Origin of the sequence: Pseudomonas sp. GM50, assembly GCF_000282375.1 — a bacterium.
Classification (GTDB): Bacteria; Pseudomonadota; Gammaproteobacteria; order Pseudomonadales; family Pseudomonadaceae; genus Aquipseudomonas.
The window spans coordinates 1-21017 of record NZ_AKJK01000147.1 but is presented as its reverse complement, the minus strand read 5'-3'; the positions used below and the strand labels follow the sequence as shown (position 1 = coordinate 21017).

Annotated in this window: 22 protein-coding genes and 1 pseudogene; 15 read left to right on the top strand and 8 right to left on the bottom strand. The window is 56.8% G+C overall.

Translation table 11 applies throughout. The annotated features are described in order from the left end of the window. Window positions 1-300: 300 nt before the first annotated feature. Genes PMI30_RS00320 through PMI30_RS00340 form a run of 5 tightly spaced genes read left to right on the top strand, consistent with a single transcriptional unit; the run spans window position 301 to window position 6970 of the window. Window positions 301-2373, top strand: coding sequence for a type VI secretion system Vgr family protein (locus PMI30_RS00320; protein WP_008015200.1), 2073 nt, complete (start codon window positions 301-303; stop codon window positions 2371-2373). Next, window positions 2370-3221, top strand: a complete 852-nt coding sequence (locus tag PMI30_RS00325) for a DUF4123 domain-containing protein (protein WP_008015199.1) — start codon at window positions 2370-2372, stop codon at window positions 3219-3221. Before PMI30_RS00320 ends, PMI30_RS00325 begins: the two co-directional genes overlap by 4 nt. Beyond that, window positions 3214-4032, top strand: coding sequence for a hypothetical protein (locus tag PMI30_RS00330; protein ID WP_050562578.1), 819 nt, complete (start codon window positions 3214-3216; stop codon window positions 4030-4032). The genes PMI30_RS00325 and PMI30_RS00330 overlap by 8 nt, the downstream gene beginning before the upstream one ends. Then, window positions 3932-4828, top strand: coding sequence for a hypothetical protein (locus tag PMI30_RS00335; RefSeq protein ID WP_238542040.1), 897 nt, complete (start codon window positions 3932-3934; stop codon window positions 4826-4828). The genes PMI30_RS00330 and PMI30_RS00335 overlap by 101 nt, the downstream gene beginning before the upstream one ends. A 12-nt stretch (window positions 4829-4840) precedes the next feature. Then, window positions 4841-6970, top strand: a complete 2130-nt coding sequence (locus PMI30_RS00340) for a lipase family protein (RefSeq protein ID WP_008015193.1) — start codon at window positions 4841-4843, stop codon at window positions 6968-6970. A 66-nt stretch (window positions 6971-7036) separates the two neighbouring features. On the opposite strand, the gene PMI30_RS00345 is transcribed toward PMI30_RS00340, so the two are convergent. Continuing rightward, the gene (locus PMI30_RS00345; RefSeq protein ID WP_008015192.1) at window positions 7037-7333 is read right to left on the bottom strand and encodes a hypothetical protein; all 297 of its coding nucleotides are present in this window, start codon (window positions 7331-7333) and stop codon (window positions 7037-7039) included. Between the two features lie 375 nt (window positions 7334-7708). On the opposite strand from PMI30_RS00345, the gene PMI30_RS00350 reads away from it, so the two are divergent. From PMI30_RS00350 to PMI30_RS00360, 3 genes are all read left to right on the top strand, one after another. Then, the gene (locus tag PMI30_RS00350; RefSeq protein WP_008015191.1) at window positions 7709-8242 is read left to right on the top strand and encodes a hypothetical protein; all 534 of its coding nucleotides are present in this window, start codon (window positions 7709-7711) and stop codon (window positions 8240-8242) included. A 169-nt stretch (window positions 8243-8411) separates the two neighbouring features. Further along, window positions 8412-8681 (top strand): DUF2790 domain-containing protein, encoded by a 270-nt coding sequence (locus tag PMI30_RS00355; protein ID WP_008015190.1) that lies wholly within the window; start codon window positions 8412-8414, stop codon window positions 8679-8681. A gap of 65 nt (window positions 8682-8746) precedes the next feature. Further along, on the top strand, window positions 8747-9145 hold the full coding sequence (locus PMI30_RS00360) for a hypothetical protein (protein WP_008015189.1): 399 nt from the start codon (window positions 8747-8749) through the stop codon (window positions 9143-9145). On the opposite strand, the gene PMI30_RS00365 is transcribed toward PMI30_RS00360, so the two are convergent. Further along, on the bottom strand, window positions 9142-9411 hold the full coding sequence (locus PMI30_RS00365) for a DUF1652 domain-containing protein (RefSeq protein ID WP_007897309.1): 270 nt from the start codon (window positions 9409-9411) through the stop codon (window positions 9142-9144). The two genes, PMI30_RS00360 and PMI30_RS00365, sit on opposite strands and share 4 nt — an antisense overlap. A gap of 389 nt (window positions 9412-9800) precedes the next feature. Between PMI30_RS00365 and eco the strand changes: the two genes are divergently transcribed. Then, window positions 9801-10283 (top strand): serine protease inhibitor ecotin, encoded by a 483-nt coding sequence (eco, locus tag PMI30_RS00370; RefSeq protein ID WP_008015188.1) that lies wholly within the window; start codon window positions 9801-9803, stop codon window positions 10281-10283. A gap of 30 nt (window positions 10284-10313) precedes the next feature. Here the strand turns inward: eco and ilvA are convergent. Continuing rightward, a pseudogene (ilvA, locus tag PMI30_RS00375) lies at window positions 10314-11309 on the bottom strand (threonine ammonia-lyase, biosynthetic); the annotation flags it as partial. Between the two features lie 247 nt (window positions 11310-11556). Between ilvA and PMI30_RS00380 the strand changes: the two are divergent. After that, window positions 11557-11892, top strand: a complete 336-nt coding sequence (locus PMI30_RS00380; RefSeq protein ID WP_008015185.1) for a DUF2834 domain-containing protein — start codon at window positions 11557-11559, stop codon at window positions 11890-11892. Window positions 11893-12054: 162 nt separating this feature from the next. Here the strand turns inward: PMI30_RS00380 and PMI30_RS00385 are convergent, their stop codons facing one another. Together PMI30_RS00385 and PMI30_RS00390 are read right to left on the bottom strand one after the other, a co-directional pair. Beyond that, complete coding sequence (locus tag PMI30_RS00385) at window positions 12055-13206, bottom strand: PQQ-dependent sugar dehydrogenase (RefSeq protein WP_008015184.1); 1152 nt, start codon at window positions 13204-13206, stop codon at window positions 12055-12057. Window positions 13207-13257: 51 nt separating this feature from the next. Then, on the bottom strand, window positions 13258-13611 hold the full coding sequence (locus tag PMI30_RS00390; protein WP_008015183.1) for a hypothetical protein: 354 nt from the start codon (window positions 13609-13611) through the stop codon (window positions 13258-13260). A gap of 209 nt (window positions 13612-13820) precedes the next feature. Here PMI30_RS00390 and ku point away from each other — a divergent pair, with 209 nt between their 5' ends. Then, a complete protein-coding gene (ku, locus tag PMI30_RS00395) occupies window positions 13821-14681 on the top strand; it encodes a non-homologous end joining protein Ku (RefSeq protein ID WP_008015182.1) in 861 nt (286 codons plus the stop codon). Between the two features lie 148 nt (window positions 14682-14829). Here the strand turns inward: ku and lpxO are convergent, their stop codons facing one another. Next, on the bottom strand, window positions 14830-15729 hold the full coding sequence (lpxO, locus tag PMI30_RS00400) for a lipid A hydroxylase LpxO (protein WP_008015181.1): 900 nt from the start codon (window positions 15727-15729) through the stop codon (window positions 14830-14832). Window positions 15730-16111: 382 nt separating this feature from the next. On the opposite strand from lpxO, the gene PMI30_RS0130060 reads away from it, so the two are divergent. After that, on the top strand, window positions 16112-16318 hold the full coding sequence (locus PMI30_RS0130060) for a hypothetical protein (RefSeq protein WP_032836318.1): 207 nt from the start codon (window positions 16112-16114) through the stop codon (window positions 16316-16318). A gap of 84 nt (window positions 16319-16402) precedes the next feature. Here PMI30_RS0130060 and PMI30_RS00405 read toward each other — a convergent pair whose 3' ends face one another. Both PMI30_RS00405 and PMI30_RS00410 read right to left on the bottom strand, forming a co-directional pair. After that, entirely contained in the window at window positions 16403-16744 is a 342-nt protein-coding gene (locus PMI30_RS00405; RefSeq protein WP_032836317.1) for a hypothetical protein, read from the bottom strand. A 100-nt stretch (window positions 16745-16844) separates the two neighbouring features. Continuing rightward, window positions 16845-17126, bottom strand: coding sequence for an excalibur calcium-binding domain-containing protein (locus tag PMI30_RS00410; RefSeq protein WP_008015179.1), 282 nt, complete (start codon window positions 17124-17126; stop codon window positions 16845-16847). A 113-nt stretch (window positions 17127-17239) separates the two neighbouring features. Here PMI30_RS00410 and PMI30_RS31405 point away from each other — a divergent pair, with 113 nt between their 5' ends. From PMI30_RS31405 to PMI30_RS00420, 3 genes are all read left to right on the top strand, one after another. After that, window positions 17240-17587 carry a hypothetical protein gene (locus tag PMI30_RS31405; protein ID WP_008015178.1) on the top strand — a complete coding sequence of 116 codons (348 nt, stop codon included), beginning with the start codon at window positions 17240-17242 and terminating at the stop codon, window positions 17585-17587. 305 nt (window positions 17588-17892) lie between these two features. Further along, on the top strand, window positions 17893-19482 hold the full coding sequence (locus tag PMI30_RS00415; protein ID WP_081501323.1) for an ABC-F family ATPase: 1590 nt from the start codon (window positions 17893-17895) through the stop codon (window positions 19480-19482). A gap of 319 nt (window positions 19483-19801) precedes the next feature. Then, complete coding sequence (locus PMI30_RS00420; RefSeq protein WP_008015176.1) at window positions 19802-20989, top strand: MFS transporter; 1188 nt, start codon at window positions 19802-19804, stop codon at window positions 20987-20989. The last annotated feature ends 28 nt before the right edge of the window (window positions 20990-21017 follow it).

Here is a 21017-nt window from a genome sequence, read left to right as displayed (position 1 = left end):
CAATGGATCGACACAACCCCGGCGTTGGCATGATCAACGGATCGACACAACCCCGGTGTTGGCATGATCAATGGCTCGACACAAATCCTGTAGGAGCGAGGCTTGCCCGCGAAGGCGGCCTACCGGTTGCACACCGAAAAATTGTAACTCCGCAATCAACGGCACAAGCCCATCTCTATTGCTCGAAACCCTCTAGACAAGGGTTTCCCCTATACAGCTTGCCCTCCATTTTCGCCTTGAACATGGCAGTTTAATATTGCACCATCCGCCCCTGCTTTTTCAAAGGACGGAATTCAAGGCATGCTGGACGCAAACGCAATCCATATCTCCCTCACACTCGAAGGCGTTTCCGTCGACCTGCAGGTCCTCAGCTTCGTCGGTCGCGAAGCCCTCAACCAGCCGTTCTGTTTCGACATCGAACTGGTCAGCGCCCGCCCCGACCTGAAACTCGAAGAGCTGCTGCACAAGCCCGGTTGCCTGACCTTTGGCGTCACCGGCCAAGGCAAAATCCATGGCCTGGTGTACCGCATCGAGCAAGGTGATTCCGGCAAGAGCCTGACCCGCTACAGCATCAGCCTGGTGCCGCAACTGGCCTACCTGCGGCACAACCACGACCAGCAGATTTTCCAGCATTTAACTGTGCCGAAGATCATCGCCCAAGTCCTCGAGGCCCGCGGCATTCTGGCCGACGCCTACAGCTTCCAGCTCGGCGCGATCTACCCCGAGCGCGTGTACTGCGTGCAGTACGACGAATCCGACCTGCACTTCATCCAGCGCCTGTGCGAAGAGGAAGGCATTCACTTCCACTTCCAGCACTCGACCAGCGGCCACAAACTGGTGTTTGGCGATGACCAGACAGTGTTCCGCAAACTCGCGCCGGTGAGCTACCAGCAAGACTCAGGCATGGCTGCAAAAAAACCGGTGATCAAGCGCTTCAACCTGCGCCTGGAAACCCGTACCACCCGCGTCAGCCGCCGCGACTACGACTTCGAAAAACCGCAGCTGCTGCCTGAGGGCGCGGCCAAAAGCGCGTTCGCCCCGGACCTCGAAGACTACGACTACCCCGGCCGCTTCACCGACCGTGCGCGCGGCAAGCAACTGGCGACCCGCGCCCTGGAACGCCATCGCAGCGACTACCAACTCGCCGAAGGCAAAGGCGACGAACCGACCCTGGTCAGCGGCCACTTCATGGCCCTCAGCGAACACCCGCGCACCGAGTGGAATGACCTCTGGCTGCTGCTGGAAATCGTCCACGAAGGCAAACAGCCGCAAGTGCTCGGCGAGAACATCACCAGCGACGTCACCCATAACAAGGACGACTTCCACCAGGGCTACCGCAACCGCTTCCTCGCCACGCCGTGGGACGCGCACTTCCGCCCGGCCCTGGAACACCCGAAACCCAAGGCTTTGGGCAGCCAGACCGCCATCGTCACCGGCCCGCCGGGCGAAGAAATCCACTGCGACGAATATGGCCGCGTCAAAGTGCAGTTCCACTGGGACCGCGACGGCCAGGGCAACGACACCAGCAGCTGCTGGCTGCGTGTCGCCACCGGCTGGGCCGGCAACGCCTATGGCGGCATCGCCATCCCGCGAGTCGGCATGGAAGTGCTCGTGACCTTCCTCGAAGGTGACCCCGACCAACCGCTGATCACCGGCTGCCTGTACCACAAGGAAAACGTCGTCCCCTACGACCTGCCGGCGAACAAAACCCGCAGCACCTTCAAGACCCTCAGCTCACCGGGCGGCAAGGGCTACAACGAGTTCCGCATCGAAGACAAGAAAGGCGCGGAACAGATCTACCTGCACGCCCAGCGCGACTGGGATGAGAACATCGAGCACGACCAGAAAATTCGCATCGGCAATGAACGGCATGACACGGTCGAAGCCAACGTGTTCAGCGAGTTCAAGGTGGAAGAGCATCGCCTCACCCATCTGGACCGCAAGACCGAAGCGCGGGCGGATGATCACCTCACCGTTGGCGTGACCCAGCATGTGAAGGTGGGGACGGCGCAGTTTGTCGAGGCCGGGACGGAGATTCATTACCACGCTGGGGAGAAGGTGGTGGTCGAGGGTGGCATGGAGCTGACGGCCAAGGCTGGCGGGAGCTTTGTGAAGATTGATGCGGGTGGGGTGACGATTAGCGGGGCTGAGGTGAAGGTGAATTCCGGGGGCGCACCCGGCGCCGGTACGGGAATCCAGATTCTCGACCCGGTAATCCCATGGGCCGCCGCCAAAGACAAGGCCGGCGCCCTGCTCGTCCCGGCCGCCGTGCAAATGGCCCTGGCCAAAGCTGCCCGTGCCGCCGGCGACATCCGCTGCCCGATTTGCGAAGCCTGCCGTGAAGGCAAATGTGATTTGGGGGCAACAGCATGAGCGACACACTCAACAACTGGCTCGGCGAACAGGCAAAATTCAATCGCGTCCTGATCCTGGCCCTCGACAGCCTCGCCGAACCGAACCCGGTCACGTCGCTCTACAGCGCCGGCCTGATGCAGCACTCAGTGCAACTCTATCGACGCACCCAATACGCCGAGTTCGCCGCCATCAGCCCGTGGCTGACCGAGCTGCACACCCCCGGCGCCGATGCCTTCCGCAAACTGCTGGACGACCCACAGCGCAACTGGGGCTGGATCGGCAGCATGGACAAAGCCGACCTCGACGGCCTGACCCAACACTGGCAAGCCCGAATGGTTATTGAGGAAGACGGCGAACGTTCGTTGTTCCGTTTTCAGGACAACCGCGTGATCGCTCGCTGCCTCGCCAACCTGAGCGAGGCCGAACGCCCCTTGCTGTTAGGCCCGATCAGCAGCGTGCTGTACTGGGATGAGGAGCAGTGGAAAAGCGCAGATAACGCCAGGCCCGGCATATACCCAGTACCAAACCCCGCGCCATGGTTGCGAATTCCAAACTCGCCGGAGCGTACGCGCAGCATCTTGCGCGAGAACCTGAAACGCTGGTTGCTGGTGTACCACGTCGAGGCCGCCGCCAAACTCTCCGAAACCCGCAATGTGCGCGAATGGCTGGAGGAACAGATGGACCTGCTTGAGGCCTGGCAATGGAACACGCCGGAACAGCGTGAGTTCATGCTCAGCCTGAGGCTTGATCCGCAGTGCGCGGACGATGTGGCTTGGCAGCCTCTGCCGGGTGAGACGCCGGAGCAACATTTTGCGAGATGTCAGCGGGTGTTTGGTACGCAGTTGGGTGAGTCAGAGCGTGGGTGAGGTTGAGGTGTCTAACGCGACCTTTTCGGGACGTTTGCTTTGGTTGTTCGCTGCTGCTGGTGCAATGGCGGCTTCTGGTTGTTCGGCCATCAAGTCTACTGACAGCTTTACGTTGCTGACGGAATTGCCGCCCGGATTCAAATTTAAAGGTGAAGCCTCCTACGTACCTCGGACGGGGGAAAGCTGCACAGTCCCGGTTCGTGAAGGAAGAAACTACCCAGGCAAAAAAATTTTTAAACAAGAGCTTAGTAACGAAGCGCAAACAGCACACTTTGAAGTCCCACTGACCAGTAACGAAGGTGGCTGCCCCTTGGTACTTGATAACTTCGGATATCAGGTTGACGCGAAGTACGGTGCTGCTCGACTTGATTTAGGTAGGGCGTTCACGGGGGTTTCCTTTCGGGATGGATCCGCAGAGGCTCCAAGCCCTCCCCCAATATTGGTATTACAGAAGCAGTGTCAATGGTTCTTTCGCACCGTTGGACCTGACCGTTACATTGTAAAACTTCTGAAATGTAAATCTGTGGAAACGCCGGATCAGGCAAGTGACTCAGATATTAAAGGCCCCATGCAACGTGCTCAGTTCGCGGGAAAGACGATAAAAGTGGTTTTTGATATATCACGCGAGGAAAAACCGGCCGTTGGTGACAACTGGGTAAAATTCCCCGCTGGCTGGAAACGCTGCATGGGTGACAGCCTCGAGGATCCCTATGCATTTTGTGATGGAAACAAAACGGACTTCAAACCTTTCAAAATGCCGGATGGGCGTGATTGCTCCGTCTATCCCAGCTGCACTGAACAAGGACAATAAAATGTTTTCTCGAGACTTTTTCACTGGACTTGTTCGAGCAACGGCCATTGGCTTGGGGACGCTCGGGGCTACAGGATGTTCAGTCGCACAACAGGATAGCTTCACGCTGGTAACCGAATTGCCACCCGGATTCAGCATTAAAGGCGAAGCTTCCTATGTGCCTCGTATGGGGGAGAGTTGCACAGTCGCTCCCCGAAAAGGCAGAAACTATCCAGGTTTAAAGTTCTTTGAACAGGAGCTAAGTAACAGTGCACAAACGGCGCAGTTCGAAGTCCCACTGAGCAGCAAAGAAGGTGGTTGCCCTTTGGTACTTGATAGTTTTGACTATGAGGTAGACGCGAAATATGGAGCTGCCCGCCTCGATCTAGGCAGGGATTACACGGGTATTGCCTTTCAGGATGGAACTGCAGACAGTCATACCTCTCCCTCCCCCATGGTATTACAGAAGCAGTGCGAATGGCTTTTTCGCACGGTTGGGCCTGACCGTTACATCGTTAAAATTCTGAAGTGTAAATCAGTGGCAACTCCCGAACAGGCAAATGGTTCAGTGGCAAAAGGTCCCTTGCAACGTGCTCAGTTGGTGGGAAAGACGCTTAAGGTAGTTTTCGCTATTTCAAGCGAGGAAAAACCGGCCGTGGGTGATAACTGGGTGAAGTTTCCAGTTGGCTGGAAACGCTGCATGGGTGACAGTCTTGAAGATCCCTACGCGTTCTGCGGAGACAATAAAACAAACTTTAAACCTTTCAAAATGCCAGATGGACGAGACTGCACCGTCTATCCGGCTTGTACCGAATAAGGAAATTCACACATGCCGGCAAAGAAACCAGTGCAACCGCTACTGACTGACACTAAACAAGCCTGCCCACTCAGGGGCACTTGGGTTAGCTTTCAACTGGTGGATGAGTCAGGGAATGGTAGACCCTATGCAGGTTTAGCTTACAAACTTGTAGATAGTACCGAACAATCTCATGAAGGAATTTTAGATTCTGAAGGCTTCGCCAAAGTTTGTGACACTTACGAAGGGCCCGTAGTCCTCACCGTTGATAGTGCCTATAAAGGAGACGAAAAGGATTATAAATGGTTAATGACACGACCAAGCTACCCGCTAAAAATTACCGAATTACAGGTGCGGGCCGAAAAAACCCGCTTCCTACGCAAGGACGGTCTGCGAGTTGAAAACAACCCTGCAAAAGCAAAAGCAGACCAGTTCTTTCATGTCGAAGTGAGAGATTTGGTTGAGAAATTCACTCACCTTCCTCCCCTTTCAAAAAGCGCGCATCCGCCAAACTACAACCTACTTAAGGTAATGGGTGACCTCGGATTTGGTCCGGAAAAAATAGAATTACGGGGCGTTGTTCTTCTTCCAGACAAACACACCGTTCTTGAAGTACGCCCGCTACGGGCTTTCCGCCCCATGCTATCGAAAGACAAAACGTTCAGCGCCTTGAACTTGTATCAACTGTCTTTATTTGCCAGCTTGAGTTACAGCAATTTTGGTCAAGAACCAGCCGAAAAGCCTTTCGACATTGTATCGTTCCCATTGGAACCGAGCGTCGGATACATGTTTGGCAATAGCCTTGCAAGTTTTAGAGAGTCTTGGAAAGTCAATGCAGCCCAAACATCAGCTTACTATCCGCTTTATGAAGATGTACCTTACTCGAAGCGCTTCGAGATCCTGCCGTTCGACCCGACGCTGTATGACCAAAACAAATCTGATTTAGGCGAAAAACAAGAGCACCCCGCCAAACTGCACTTCTTCGATGATGGCAAAGTCAAGGGCGGCAGTGATACACAAGCGTTCATCACCCACCACGACGAAGTCATTCTGATCGCCGTACGAGGAACCTTGGAAGGTGCAGATTTCTTGCGAGACACCGATGCTGAGCAAGTCCCGTTCGAGGACGGCGTTGGTAAAGCGCACCAAGGCTTTTACGATGCCTATCAGGCAATGAGTAAGTTTGTTCTGACCTACCTCGATCAATTCTACGTAGATCAAAAGATCATTATTTGCGGTCACAGCCTTGGTGGAGCCATTGCAACTTTGCTCGCAGAAGCGCTGAGACGTAAGAGTAAAAAATACAACGTCCTTCTCTACACCTACGGCTCCCCAAGAGCTGGCGACGCAGACTTCGTCAACGGCGCGGCAGAGCTGGCCCATCACCGCATGGTCAACAACAACGACCCGATCCCAAGTGTTCCCGCGCCATGGATGAACACTCGCAAAAGTATCTGGGTGCCCGGCGTGATCATCAGTTTTGTCACCGCCCCTTTAGGCGCACTTATTTTCGCTATCGGCCTGTCGCGAACGGGCGGTTCGCCATACGAGCACCACGGTAATTTGCACCACTTCATGCCCGTCCAGTTTAAAGGACGTGAGCAATCCGCCGTTCTCTGGGATCCCGGTTGCGACTCCATCGAAGAGGCCGCCTGCACCAAAGCATTGAAAAAGTTCGGAGACTTGCCCGATCGCGCCGCTTTTGTGCAGCAACTGTTCCACATGAGTGATCACTACATGGTGCCCTCCTACATTCCGTACGCTTGGGCAACATTGCGCCGCTGGCAGCAAACCCAGGAAAGCGGGACCACGGTGGTGACCAAGACTGAGTACGATCAGGTCTACTACCAACTGCAAGAAATGCAGGACCGTTTGAAGACGAAGGAAGCCGAACTGAACAACGCCTTCCAATACGATCGTCAGGCAAGCCAGCGAGAAGCGAGTTTACTGAGAGCGGAAATAGGTCGGTTGAATACAGCCCGGCAACGGCTGCATGCCTTGAGTTTCCTTAAACTGATGCCCGAAGATATTTACGGCTCTGCCACCCAGGCGCCGGAACATAAGATCAACGTCGACCGCTGGATGGCGAAAAAAGAAAACAAAGTCGAGGTCCAGCTGGCGATGATTCCTCAAGCGAGTGGTAGTGAACTGAGGACGGCTTAGTTTTCCGTGCGTCCCGCAAACAAGCCAGCGTCCACAGGAAACTGGCTTGTTTGTAATGCTATGGCGTCAGACCGGCGCTTTCCAACCCATCATCCGCTGCTGCGCAACTTGCAGCAGGTCGTAACCATCCTGAGTCAGCAGATAAAGCGCATGGGTAATGTGCGGAATGTCCTGAACGTCACCGTGCTTGAAGCATAGGCAGTGGAGTGTTTCAAGTAACTGGCTGGAGGCTCGGATGCGCTGGAGAGCGGATTCGAGGATGTCTTGGGGATTGGCTTCTGTGTCGATAACCAGCGGCGTTGAGTCGGTGACGCTGCTTTTGATTGAACGGTAGCGTTCAAGGAACGGATTTATCGTTGTCATAGTAATTACTCGAGTATTAATTAGTAATCGCCAGCACCGTGACCAAACGATGGGAGGCGGCTGTGTACAGGCTTGGTCAACCGCTAACACTCAAAACGGCTCGCCCGAAAGCGTCCTGCACACAGCCACCATTGCAACGCACTACGAGACGTAGAAGTCCGCAGAGCGAATGATGGCACATATATGTGCAGTGTTAGTCAGGTGACCAAACCTGATCGCTGATTTTGCAGCGACGCCAAACAGTAACCGCTGGAAACCAGCCGGCGAAAGAAGACAACACGCCCGAGCCTGTAGGAACGGGACGAAGCTTTCTTAGGATTTATTACGACTCACGGGCAGTAATGTAGGACCCGACAACCGAAGGGATTTCCCCGAATGCAAACACCATGGAAGTACATCATCGCGGCACTGCTAGCCGCCCCGGCCTACGCGCAACCACTCCAGACAATCCTCACCTGCCCTTTGGCCGATAGAACTCAGGTGTCCTTGCTGGCGGAATCGAATGCGCAAGGCCAGCGCCTGTTTGTGAAGCTCGACAGCAAAATCCAACCGGCCTTTACCGACATCCCGGATTTCGACTTTTTCGGCGAAGTCTTCCTGGCAAAGTGTGTTTCTTCCAGCCTGATATTCGCCTTCGCATACGGCTCCCCGTATTTAAAAGGCGTCGTTTTACGCAAGAACCCTGTCAGTCACACCGTCGAGCGAATCGATTTTGCCGAGAAGGCGCTACCACGTTGGCTGTACCTTGGACGAGAGCAGATCCGGCTGGTCATTCCTAATATCGGGTATGAAGTGTCGGCGAAGTTTCTGGTCTATGACTATGTTGCTGGGAAAGGTCAGTTGGAAGGACCCGCTGGTATAGAGGCGCCTCCTGATCGACGTGGGTTCAAGGTTGTGCGTCTCAAATAGATGGCCGCGCAACCGGCACGCAACAACCATTAGCCCGCGACTTAACCTTCGATTAACCCCACGGTCCAAAACTTTACTGGACCGCACGCCCTCAGCTCCCTCTGACGCCCAGTGCGGCAGGTTCGACGTTCTTGCGTCGAACTGACTTCCTCTGCACTGGAGACCCATCATGAACATGCGAACACTACAGATCACCACCACCCTCGCCTGCGCCGCGTTCGCCGGCCTTGCTCAGGCCAACGATACGTCGTCCTCCCAGGCCGTGCCCTATCACTACGGCATGGCGCTGCATGTGGGCAAGGTCATTTCCCTGAACGAGCCGTCGACGCTGGAGTGCCAAGTGGTCACGGCGGACATGAAATACATCGATAGCGCCTCGGGCAAGCCTGCTGAAATTACCTATCAAAAAATGTCTGACGCGTGCAGCTATCAGAACTGACAGTAGGCCAGCGAGGGTTCTGACGCTATGCTCTGGCGCTTAACTCACTGCCGCAAGGATTCGCCATGCAGCTCTCGTTTCGCACGCTGTCGACGTTCACCGCCGCCCTTTGTTTTCTGCTGGCGCTGGTCTGGGGTTTGATGCCGCAAGCGTTGCTGGCGATCTGGAGTATCGAGTATTCGTCCGCGGCGGGGTTTGTGGCCAGGCGCAGTGCGGTGCTGTTCGCGGCGTTGGGGGTGATGTTTTATCTTGTGCGCCAGGCTCCGCCCTCGGCGGCGAGAAGCGCCCTGTGTAGCGGGTTTATCGTGGGCTGTTTCGGTTTGGCGGCACTGGGCTTCGGCGAATGGCTCTATGGCCATGCCGGGCCGGGTATTTTGCTGGCGATCGTGGTTGAGTTTGCACTGGGTCTGGGGTTTATCCAGACCCGGCGCGTGTCGGGCGAAATGGGTGAAGCGGTCGGTTAATGGAGTTTTGACTTCGCGATGAACAGTTGACCATGCGTGTTGTGCGCGAGGCCGGTGCGCAACTCGGCTATCAGGTCGTTGATTTCCCTACATCCATTGAGACGCTGGGCGTCTATGCCGGTAACGATCAGGTCGAGATGGTCGGTCTCGACGTCCGAGTACACCTTGATGGTCATCGACAGGTCCGGCGACAGCGTGCATTGACAGCGTTTCGGGAGAAAACTGCTCTCAATGATATTGCGTAGTTCCAAGGCAGAAAGAAACATGGCCACCCTCTCGTTATGGTGAAATTGCCAATCGAAAATCAATGTCGGTCGGAGCTCAAATCGCCCGTTCTTTTTCTTCTGTGCGGGCTTCATTGTTCCAACGTCCGACCGTTTTCTTGTGTTAGCACTGACTGGGCAGGAATCACGGTCAGCTCAAGACAGCTACAGCATAAAACATGCCCAGGATTTCGCTCTGCGCCTCGTCGGCAAATCAAGGGTTGGGTGGGGCTGGCAATAAAACGACTCGGGCAAAATGCAAGAGAGGACTGTTTCAAGACCTGCATTTTGCAAACACCCCGGTGGCGGGTTTGCATTGGCTGAGGACGGCAGTGAGAATGCGGCCCATCCATTCAGTATCCGCTGACCCTACACACACGCAAGGAGGCATCATGGGTGCTTTGCCCTTTAACACGACCGTCGGGCTGATAGTTGCCGTTCTATCCTCCGTAGCCCACGCCGCCACCCTCGAAGACGTCGCGCCGTATCCCAAGCCCGAGAGCGGTTTTACCCGCCAGGTCATTCACCTCGCCCCGCAACAACAGGAAGACAGTTATCAGGTCGAAATTCTTGCCGGCAAGACCCTGACCGTGGACTGCAATCGTCAGCGCCTGGGCGGCATGCTTGAAGAAAAGAACCTTGAGGGCTGGGGTTACCCGTTTTACCGGCTGGAGAACGTCACCGGCCCGATGAGTACGCTAATGGCCTGCCCCGATGGCAAGCGCAAAAAAGACTTCGTACCGGTGGTCGGTGACGGTTTCAGGCTGCGTTACAACAGCAAGCTGCCGATCGTGCTCTACGTGCCCAAGGATGTCGAAGTGCGCTACCGGATCTGGTCGGCGTCGAATCATGTCGAGAAAGCCGTTCAGGAATAACCGGCCCGCCCCTCACACTGGGGCGCCGCTCAACGCGGCGCGCTCGGCCACATGCCGCAAACTGTCGAAATTGATATTCGCTCCGGAATCGATGGCCACCAGGGTCTGACCCCGTGCGCCGGTTTGTGCCACGTACTGCTTGATCCCGGCCACGGCCAAGGCGCCGGAAGGTTCGGTGATCGAGCGGGTATCGTCGTAGATGTTCTTGATCGCGGCGCAGAGCTCATCGTTGCTGACGGTCAGCACTTCATCGACGCAAAACTGGCAGACCTCGAAACCATGGGCGCCGATCTGAGCGACGGCCACGCCATCGGCGAAAGTGCCGACGGTTTGCAACACCACCCGTTCGCCGGCCCGCAATGCGGCCTGCAAGCAGGCGGAATGTTCCGACTCGACGCCGATGATGCGCACTTCAGGGCGCAGGTATTTGATGTACGCGGCGATACCGGCAATCAAGCCTCCACCACCCACCGGAACGAAGATCGCGTCCAGCGGCCCTTGGTGCTGGCGAAGGATTTCCATGGCGACGGTGCCCTGCCCCGCGATCACGTCCGGGTCGTCGAAGGGCGAGACAAAGGTGCGGCCGGTTTGCTGTGCCAGGCTCAGCGCGTATTCCAGGGCAAACGGAAAACTCTCACCGTGCAGCAGCGCATCGGCTCCCCGGCTGCGAACCCCGAGCACCTTCAATTCCGGCGTCGTGCAGGGCATGACAATGGTTGCGCCGATCCCCAACTCGCGGGCCGCCAACGCTACGCCCTGGGCATGATTGCCCGCCGAGGCCGTGATCACGCCACGGGCCTTCTGTTCGTCGCTCAGGTGCACCAGTTTGTTGTAGGCACCGCGGATCTTGAAAGAAAACGTCGGTTGCAAGTCTTCGCGCTTGAGCAGGATCTGATTGCCCAATGCCTCGGACAAAGCCGGCGCGGCTTGCAACGGCGTGCGCACGGCGAGTTCGTAAACCGGCGCGGCGAGGATTTTTTTCACGTAGTGCTCAAGCAAGCGCTGCTGGGCGGGGGTGCTGCTCATGGTCGTCTCCTGACTTTGATCGGAGCCCCAGAGACAGAAAGTAAAAACCCGCCTCTAGGGCGGGTTGGGTGCTGCAGTCGTGAGCTAGCCCGCCAAATAAGGAATGGCGGTAATAATGCTTGGCTGGCAGCGCAATACGGTGGAAGTCATGACTGGAAATTAGCCGGAGGCTGATGGCAAGTCAATGGCCAATTTTCAACGACCGCTGTAGGCTGGCGATTCTGTTCATTGTCCAAGGAAGGAAACCATGAAGTCTGTCGCCCTGCCCCTCATCGCCCTGATCGCCTTCGCCGGCTACACCGTTTCGGTGATGCTGCAGGCCGAACAGTCGCTGCTCGACTTCGGCATCAGCCTGATGTCGCGGCCCGATACTGCGCAGGTGGTGATTGATTTGTACCTGTTGGCGACCCTTGCCGGTATCTGGATGTACAAGGATACGCGCAAGCGTGGGCAGTCGGGATTGTCGGTGGTTCCCTATCTGTTGGTGACGGCGATTTTTGTGTCGGTCGGGCCGTTGTTGTATCTGGTGGTGCGGGGGTTTCAACGCCGCAAGAACTCCATCGATGCCACTCAACAAGCATGATCCAGAATGGGTCTGATTTTGAGATAGCTATCGCGAGCAGGCTCGCTCCCACAGGGAGGGCTGCGCTGGACTCGGAAGTTGGGGCAACCCGGATCAAAATGTGGGAGCGAGCCTGCTCGCGAAGGCGATCTGACAGTCGCAGCAAGGTTTGGGCAACCCCGTTTACTTCAGGCCAAGCTTGTACAGCCCCCCGTCATCTTCATCGGTCAGTACATACAAATAACCATCCGGTCCCTGCCGCACATCGCGAATCCGTTTGTTGAGCTCACCCAACAACCGCTCTTCGTGAACAACCTTGTCGCCTTCGAACTGCAGGCGAATCAGCTCCTGATTCACCAATGCCCCGATAAACACATTGTGCTGCCAGGCCTTGAAGCGATCGCCATCGTAGAAAGCCATGCCGCTGAGGCCGGGGGATTTTTCCCAGACATGGTGCGGGCCCACGGTGCCTTCGGCGGTTTCGCCCTTGGCTTCCGGGATCGGCAGGCCGGAATAGTTGATGCCGTGGGTTGCCAGCGGCCAGCCGTAGTTCTTGCCTCGTTCGATGATGTTGATCTCGTCACCGCCCTGGGGGCCGTGCTCGTTTTCCCAGAGCGTGCCGCTCCAGGGGTTGAGCGCCGCGCCTTGCGGGTTGCGATGGCCGTAGGACCAGATTTCCGGGCGAACGCCTTTTTGCCCGACAAAGGGATTGTCCTTCGGCACCTTGCCGTCCGGATAGAGCCGCACGATCTTGCCTTGCAGCTTGTCGAGGTCCTGCGCCGTGGGCCGGTCGTTATTCTCGCCCAGGGTGATGAACAGATAACCGTCGCGGTCGAACACCAGTCGCGAACCGAAGTGATTGCCGACCGAGAGCTTGGGCTCCTGACGGAAGATCACCCTGAAATCCTTGATGGCCGTCAGGTCTTCCGACAACCGTCCGCGACCGACAGCCGTGCCGGCCTTGCCGCCCTCACCGCCGCCTTCGGCGTAAGACAGATAGACCATGCGGTCTTGTTTGAAGTCGGGCGACAACACCACGTCGAGTAATCCGCCTTGCCCCTTGGCCCAGACCTGAGGCACGCCGCTGAGCGGGCCCGAGAGTTTGCCGTCGGCGCTGACCAGCCGCAGGTTGCCGGGCCGCTCGGTCACCAGCATCCCTTGACGGTCGGGCAGAAACGCCAGCGCCCAAGGGTGTTCCAGGCCTTTAACGATGGGCGTGAGCTCAAGGGTGCCCTGCTCGCTTTTCATATCCTGTGTCGGTGCCGCAAAAACGGGCGCCGTGACTGTAAATAATGCGCTGGCACAGAAGGTGGCCAAGAGGGTTTTACGCAACATGCACGATTCCTTTTGTCGTCAAAATGGCTGGCAAGACCTCTGTCCTGCCGTTCAACGGTAGTTGCGGTTCGAGTCCCGGGGCGGTGGATTGGGAATGAATTTCGGTTGGCCGGTGGGAGCCGTTCGATCTTGCGGATAGCGGTTGCCGATACCACCGTTATCGAGCGTTGGCGCTCGTGGCACAGGCACCGTGTTTGGCCCGCGGATTACCGGGATATTGGGTTGCGTGCCTTGCATGCTGTTGGGATTGGCCCGGCGAATCGGGCTGTTGTAAGGATTGTTGTTGCTGCCCGGCAGGTTCTGCGCCAGCAGCAAGGGCGAGGACGGCGATGCGGCGTCTGCCAGAGCCAAAGGGCTTAGCACGCCACTCAATATCGCGATGACGCCGAGCACACATCGGTTCATGAGGACCTCTCTAAATGAGCGTGCCACGCTTCATGGATGAATAGAGCCACGCTACGCCCAGGGTTCGGATTTGTTAACTAAAACCTCCCCCACAAGATGTAACACGAGTTAACCGCACCGCCGATCCGCCCGCAGGCTCGGGCCGCTGCAGACTGAAACTTTTGCCCTTGGCCACAGGTCATCAGAACATCAACGACGAGATCACGACGATGGCACGGGCAATCTGGAAAGGCGCAATCAGTTTCGGTCTGGTGCACATCCCCGTGGCGCTGGTTTCGGCGACGTCTTCGCGGGGGATCGATTTCAACTGGCTCGACAGCCGCAGCATGGACCCGGTCGGCTACAAGCGCATCAACAAGGTCACCGGCAAGGAAGTCACCCAAGAGCACATCGTCAAGGGGATCGAGTACGAAAAAGGACGTTACGTGGTGCTCAGTGAAGAGGAGATTCGCTCGGCTCATCCACTGTCGACCCAGACCATCGACATTTTTGCCTTTGTCGGCAGCGAGCAGATCCCCCTGCAAAACATCGACACGCCCTACTACCTGGCGCCGGACAAACGCGGCGGCAAGGTCTATGCGTTGTTGCGCGAAACCCTCAGCAAAACCGACAAGGTCGCCCTGGCCCGCGTTGTTTTGCACTCACGCCAACACTTGGCGGCCCTCATGCCGCTGGAATCAGCCATGGTGCTGGTGATGCTGCGCTGGCCCGCCGAAGTGCACAGCCTGGATCAACTGGAGCTGGGCGGTGAAGTGACCAAGCCGGATTTGGCCAAAGGCGAGTTGGAGATGGCCAAACGCCTGGTGGAGGACATGAGTGCCGACTGGACGCCCGAAGAGTACCGCGACAGCTTCGAAGACAAGATCATGGCGCTGGTCGAGAAGAAGGCGAATGAAGGCAAGATCGAAGATGTCGAAACGGTGACGGGTGAAGAGGTGCGTAAAACCGCCGATGTTATCGATCTGACCGAACTGCTCAAACGCAGTCTTGGTGGCAAGGGCGGCGGTAAACCCGCGGCAAAAGCCAAAACGAGCGCAGACAAAAAAGCCCCGAAACATTCTCGCGGCTGACTGATCACTGGGACATCAATGAGTCAGGTGGTGCGAATCTCGGCCCCATCGCGAGCAGGCTCGCTCCCACATTGGATCTTGTGAACGACAAAGATCAAAGGTGGGAGCGAGCCTGCTCGCGATGGCGTCATACGCTTCAATACCAAACTCAGATCAAAACAAAAATCGCCAGCAACCCAGCAAAAATCGCCCACTTCTCCAGGTAGTAGCGAGTACGGTTACGCTTCTTGAGCGCTTTGCCGCGCAGGCGAATCTTGTAGATTTTGGCGAACAAGCGGTTGATGCCACCGACCTTGTCGCCCGCATCGTTCGGCGCGCCCGCCGCCGCCATCACCGTACGGCTGAACCAACGGTTGAACGCCGCCGCCCAGCGATACTTCATCGGCCGCTCAATGTCACAGAACAGAATGATGCGGTTCTGCGCAGTGGTGTTTTCGGCGTAGTGAATGAAAGTCTCATCGAACATCACGGCCTCGCCGTCGCGCCAATAGTAGTTCTCACCGTCGACATTGATGTAGCAACCGGCATCGTTCGGCGTTTCCAGCCCCAAGTGATAACGGTAAGAACCGGCATACGGATCGCGGTGACGGACCAGTTTCGAACCCGGCGGCAGTTCGGCAAACATCGCGGCCTTGATCGAGCCGATGCTTTGCACCAGTTCAGTCGTACGCGGGCAGAGCTTTGCGGCCGACGGGTGACTGTCGCCGTACCATTTGAGATAGAAACGTTTCCAGCCACTTTTGAAAAACGAATTGAAACCAACGTCGTCATACTGATTCGAACGCTTGATCTCCCCGGCCTTGAGCAGATTCTGGCCTTCGGCGCGAATCTCTTCCCAATGAGCCTGCAGAGGGCTCAAGTCGGGAAAGTCTGCCGGATTGAGATAAGGCTTCTTGGGCGTTTTCGAGAACAGATAAAGGAAGCAATTGATCGGCGCCAGAAACGTAGAGTGGTCGCTCAGTTGGCGGCCTAATTTGTGGCGCACCTTACCGCGCAAGTGAACATACGCGATGGAGATGACGTAAATAGCGGCAATGATAAGTTTCACGAAAATCGTCACACGTCAGAAATGAACAAACTGCGTCCCGATGGCGCGTTCTTGAGCCATGCCGGCGGTCGGCATGGGCTCGAAAAATGGCATTTTAGCCACACTTTGTAACTAATAGTTAACCTTCAACTGTGAAAATGTGTCCACGCATTAGTAGCGCGGGTCAGCAGGTAATACGAACCGCTCTCCCGATAGTAGCCTCCTGCCATACCACCATCCGTCGAATATGTAAACACGACCCTCAATACGCGGCCCCGTCTGGCTTAGGCTTTGCCAAGGCGGGACCTAGCAGCCCCAGAACGACGTAATTCTGACGCGGCGGCAATTAAATTAACGCTTAGGACTCCAGCGATACGCTTGGTCAGTCACCGGGAGATGTAACGTGTCAACTCTCAATGAAATCGCAGCGAACCACGCGAGAATGGCTAAGGCAAAAGAAGAAGAGTCGACCGGGCTGAATGAACGGCACCTTCAAATAGTGGGAAGTTTCGAAATCCCGTCTATCGATGAACAACAACACATTCCACTGCACCTCATTACTGGAGGGCAGGATAACCATCTCGGACAAGCCGCTGGGTACTTGCTCTGAGTCTCGACCTGGCCAGTCGCCGGCTTGTCGCACGCTGTTCAACGTGCGGCAATGCCAGGCTTTCAACCACTGCCAGCGAGTTGTTTACAGTGGGCAGACAGCGACAACTTTATAGTCACTGCCTGAAGAGGTGATCTGCACGGTCCAGCCTTGCGCAAAAACCAGATCGTGATGCTCGACGATGGCACTGATGACGGGGCAAAGCTTGCTGGCTTCTTCTGGAGAGCTGTCTACCGAGATGTTGACCGAACGATCCTCGCTTGAGAACTCGGAGGCCTGAGTCAAGACGTCGTTGCTATCCAGAATTTTGCAAAGCAATGAGGCGTTCTCGACGGACTCGTCTGTAGCGCCGGAGTAAGCATATTGAGCCGTTACAATCGTCAATAGAAAAAACAAACCTGTTGCGTATTTGTGTCTCACTTCCATGTTTCCTTGGGTTGGAGGGAAGGAATACTAATCCATTAGCCGGTCAATAGTTTTGACGGCAGTCCTCTTCCCTCCAGCAACGCCCGCAGCACTGATACAGTCATTGGCACCACTGCGACTCACAGGGGATTGCGTCGTTGTCGCCGTCCATTTTCATTCCCGGGCAATTTTGCAGAAACTTCTTGGCCTCTGCGCACGAGGTCATCTGCGAACAATATTTACGTCCATCACATTTGAATGGCGCTGAAACAGGCTTCGGCACAGTCACGACTCTAACGATTTCTTTGGGGGTCGATAGTTGAGCCGCAGCCCAGGACTGTAATTCAGGGGAAAGCTTCCAAGCCAAAAGCCCCACAACAAGCATCACCAAAATCAGTTTCATTTTGATCCTCTCCATGATGAAAGTCCGCTTGCGCTCTCACGCTGCCTGCTTTCCAGCGTAATCCACTAATCCACTCACAGCCTGCCGGGGGAACGACGGGCGAGGAGCGTGTCTTGGGCGAGAACCAGGGAGAGTATCTGCAAGCCGCTATCGATCAGGTGATGGTCAGCGGTGATGACAACGAAGCGCCAGCGCGCCCGGAAACCCGGCCCCTGACGAAGAAGAATAGACCCCTCTCCACCTTCTGCCGTTATGCGCGGCATAAGAGAGGCGAGTCTGAATGGGTGCCCACCCTGACCAAGTGCTGGCCATTCAGCAATCCTTCTGAAACACACCAGGCCGGGCAAGCGGTGCTGACTTTACCCAGAGCCACGCCAAGTGTCCCGAACACAACGCTGAACAAAAATAACATTGAGGTGCGATCAACGAGCTTCCTTGTGTTTGCTCGCCCTCCAGGATGAGCCAACCCATCAGGCAGATCCCGGTTCTGCACAAACCGGGGCCGGACCTTGAAGAAGCATGCGACACGTTATCGCCCACCGTACAACTGCCGTCACACTTATGCGACAATATGCGCAATGTCTGGCATGAATCCCGCCTTTATTGCCCAACAGCTTGGACACCGCGTCCAGATGCTGCTCTCGACTTATGCGCGCTGGTTGAACTCTAGCGGTGACTGGGGAGAGATGGAAAGAAACTCCAGAACGCCCCAGGAATGGCCTAAGCGCCAATTGCGCAGCTCGCAACCCATTGATAGGTAAAGTAATTGATCTCCACAGCTAACATCACGATGCAGTTCGGCGCCAAGCCGCTATTCGAAAACGTTTCGGTCAAATTCGGTGCCGGTAACCGCTACGGCCTGATCGGCGCCAACGGTTGCGGCAAGTCGACCTTCATGAAAATCCTCGGTAGCGACCTCGAGCCGTCCGGCGGCCAGGTCATGCTCGAGCCGAACGTGCGTCTGGGTAAACTGCGCCAGGACCAGTTCGCCTACGAAGAATTTACCGTGATCGACACCGTGATCATGGGTCACGAAGAGCTGTGGAAGGTCAAGGCCGAGCGCGACCGCATCTACTCGCTGCCGGAAATGACCGAAGAAGACGGCATGGCCGTGGCCGAGCTGGAAACCGAATTCGCCGAAATGGACGGCTACACCGCCGAATCCCGTGCCGGCGAGTTGTTGCTGGGCCTGGGTATCGGCATCGAGCAGCACTTCGGCCCGATGAGCGAAGTGTCTCCGGGCTGGAAACTGCGCGTGTTGCTGGCGCAGGCGCTGTTCTCCGATCCTGAAGTGCTGTTGCTCGACGAACCGACCAACCACCTGGACATCAACACCATCCGCTGGCTGGAAAACATTCTGACCCAGCGCTCCAGCCTGATGATCATCATCTCCCACGACCGTCACTTCCTGAACAGCGTGTGCACCCACATGGCTGACCTGGACTACGGCGAGCTGCGCCTGTTCCCGGGCAACTACGACGAGTACATGACCGTGGCGACCCAGTCCCGCGAGCAATTGCTGTCGGACAACGCCAAGAAGAAGGCACAGATTTCGGAACTGCAATCGTTCGTCAGCCGCTTCTCGGCCAACGCCTCGAAAGCCAAGCAAGCGACCTCCCGCGCCAAGGCGATCGACAAGATCCAACTGGCCGAAGTCAAGCCTTCGAGCCGTGTGAGCCCGTTCATCCGTTTCGAACAAACCAAGAAGCTGCACCGTCAGGCGGTCATCGTTGAGCGCATGGCCAAAGGCTTCGACGGCAAGACACTGTTCAAGGACTTCAGCTTCCAGGTTGAAGCCGGCGAGCGCGTGGCGATCATCGGCCCGAACGGTATCGGTAAAACCACCCTGCTGCGTACCCTGGTCAACGAATTGACTCCGGATGCCGGTACCGTGAAGTGGACCGACGCCGCTGAACTGGGCTACTACGCCCAGGACCACGCTCACGACTTCGAAGACGACTGCAACCTGTTCGACTGGATGGGCCAGTGGACCCAGGGCGGCGAACAAATCGTTCGCGGCACCCTCGGCCGTATGCTGTTCTCCAACGACGAGATCCTCAAGTCGGTCAAGGTCATCTCTGGTGGTGAGCAAGGTCGCATGCTGTTCGGCAAGCTGATCCTGCAAAAGCCGAACGTACTGATAATGGACGAACCGACCAACCACTTGGACATGGAATCCATCGAGGCGCTGAACCTGGCGCTGGAGAACTACCCGGGCACGCTGATCTTCGTCAGCCACGACCGTGAGTTCGTATCGTCCCTGGCCACCCGCATCATCGAGTTGAGCGCCGATGGCGTGATCGACTTCAGCGGCACCTATGACGACTACCTGCGTAGTCAGGGTGTGTTGATGTAAGACGGCTTCTGGCTGCAAGCTTCAAGTGAAAAGCCCTGTCCTGGTGACGGGGCTTTTTGCATTTCTGGGGCCAAGGGATGCTTTGGTGCTGAGACCATCGCGAGCAGGCTCGCTCCCACAGTTGATCTCCAGTGAACATAAATTCTGTGTGCGCCGCTATCCCTTGTGGGAGCGAGCCTGCTCGCGATGAGTCCCTGACAAACGATGTAAATACTGAAGGCTTATGCTGATCTGCAATCCACATCGTTAGCCTGCTTCCTTTTATTCCCCGCCCGCGCCATGATGCAGTTCTCCTACCGCCGCCCGCGAAAGAGCTCCCATGTCTGTGCAGCAACTGCCCCCGCAAAGCTCCATGGCGATCACCCTGCAGATCGTCTCCATCGTTTTCTATACCTTTATTGCCTTCCTCTGCATCGGCCTGCCGATTGCGGTGTTGCCCGGGTATGTCCATGAACAGTTGGGGTTCAGCGCCATCGTGGCGGGGCTGACCATTGGTTCTCAGTACCTGGCCACCCTGCTCAGCCGGCCCATGGCCGGACGTCTGTCGGACAGCATCGGCACCAAGCGGGCGATTGTTTACGGCTTGTCGGGGATTGCGTTGAGCGGCGTGCTGACATTGCTGTCGACGCTGCTGCAAGGTTTGCCGTTGTTGAGCCTGATCATCCTGATCGCTGGCCGCTTGTTGCTGGGGATCGCTCAAGGGTTGATCGGGGTAGGCACGATCAGTTGGTGCATGGGCCAGGTCGGTGCCGAGCACACGGCGCGTTCGATTTCCTGGAACGGCATCGCCTCGTACGGCGCCATCGCTATCGGCGCACCGCTGGGGGTGGTGATGGTCGCTGAACTGGGGTTCGCCAGCCTCGGGATCGCGCTGTCGTTACTGGCCCTGCTGGCGTTGCTGTTGATCCGCAACAAACCTTCGGTGCCGGTGATTCGCGGCGAGCGGCTGCCATTCTGGGCAGTGTTCGGGCGCATTGCGCCCTTCGGCGCGAGCCTGAGCCTGGCATCCATCGGTTACGGCACGCTCACTACCTTTATTACCCTGTATTACGTCAGCCTTGGCTGGACCGGCGCGGCTTATTGCCTGACGGTATTCGGGGTTTGTTTCATTCTGGCGCGGTTGTTGTTCATCTCCAGCATCAGCCGTTTCGGCGGCTTCACCTCCGCCATCGCCTGCATGACCATTGAAACCGTGGGGCTGGTCCTGCTGTGGCTGGCGCCCTCGACGGGTTATGCCTTGATCGGCGCCGGCCTGACCGGGTTCGGCCTGTCGCTGGTGTATCCGGCGCTGGGGGTGGAAGCCATCAAGCAAGTACCCAATTCCAGTCGCGGAGCGGGTTTGAGTGCCTATGCGGTGTTTTTCGATCTGGCACTGGCGATCGCCGGACCGCTGATGGGCGCGGTAGCGTTGAACCTGGGGTATTCGTGGATTTTCTTTAGTGCGGCGTTGTTGTCAGTGACCGGACTCGGTTTGACCTTACTACTGAAGCACCGCGCAATGGCCTGACACACCTGCAATCCCCTGTGGGAGCGAG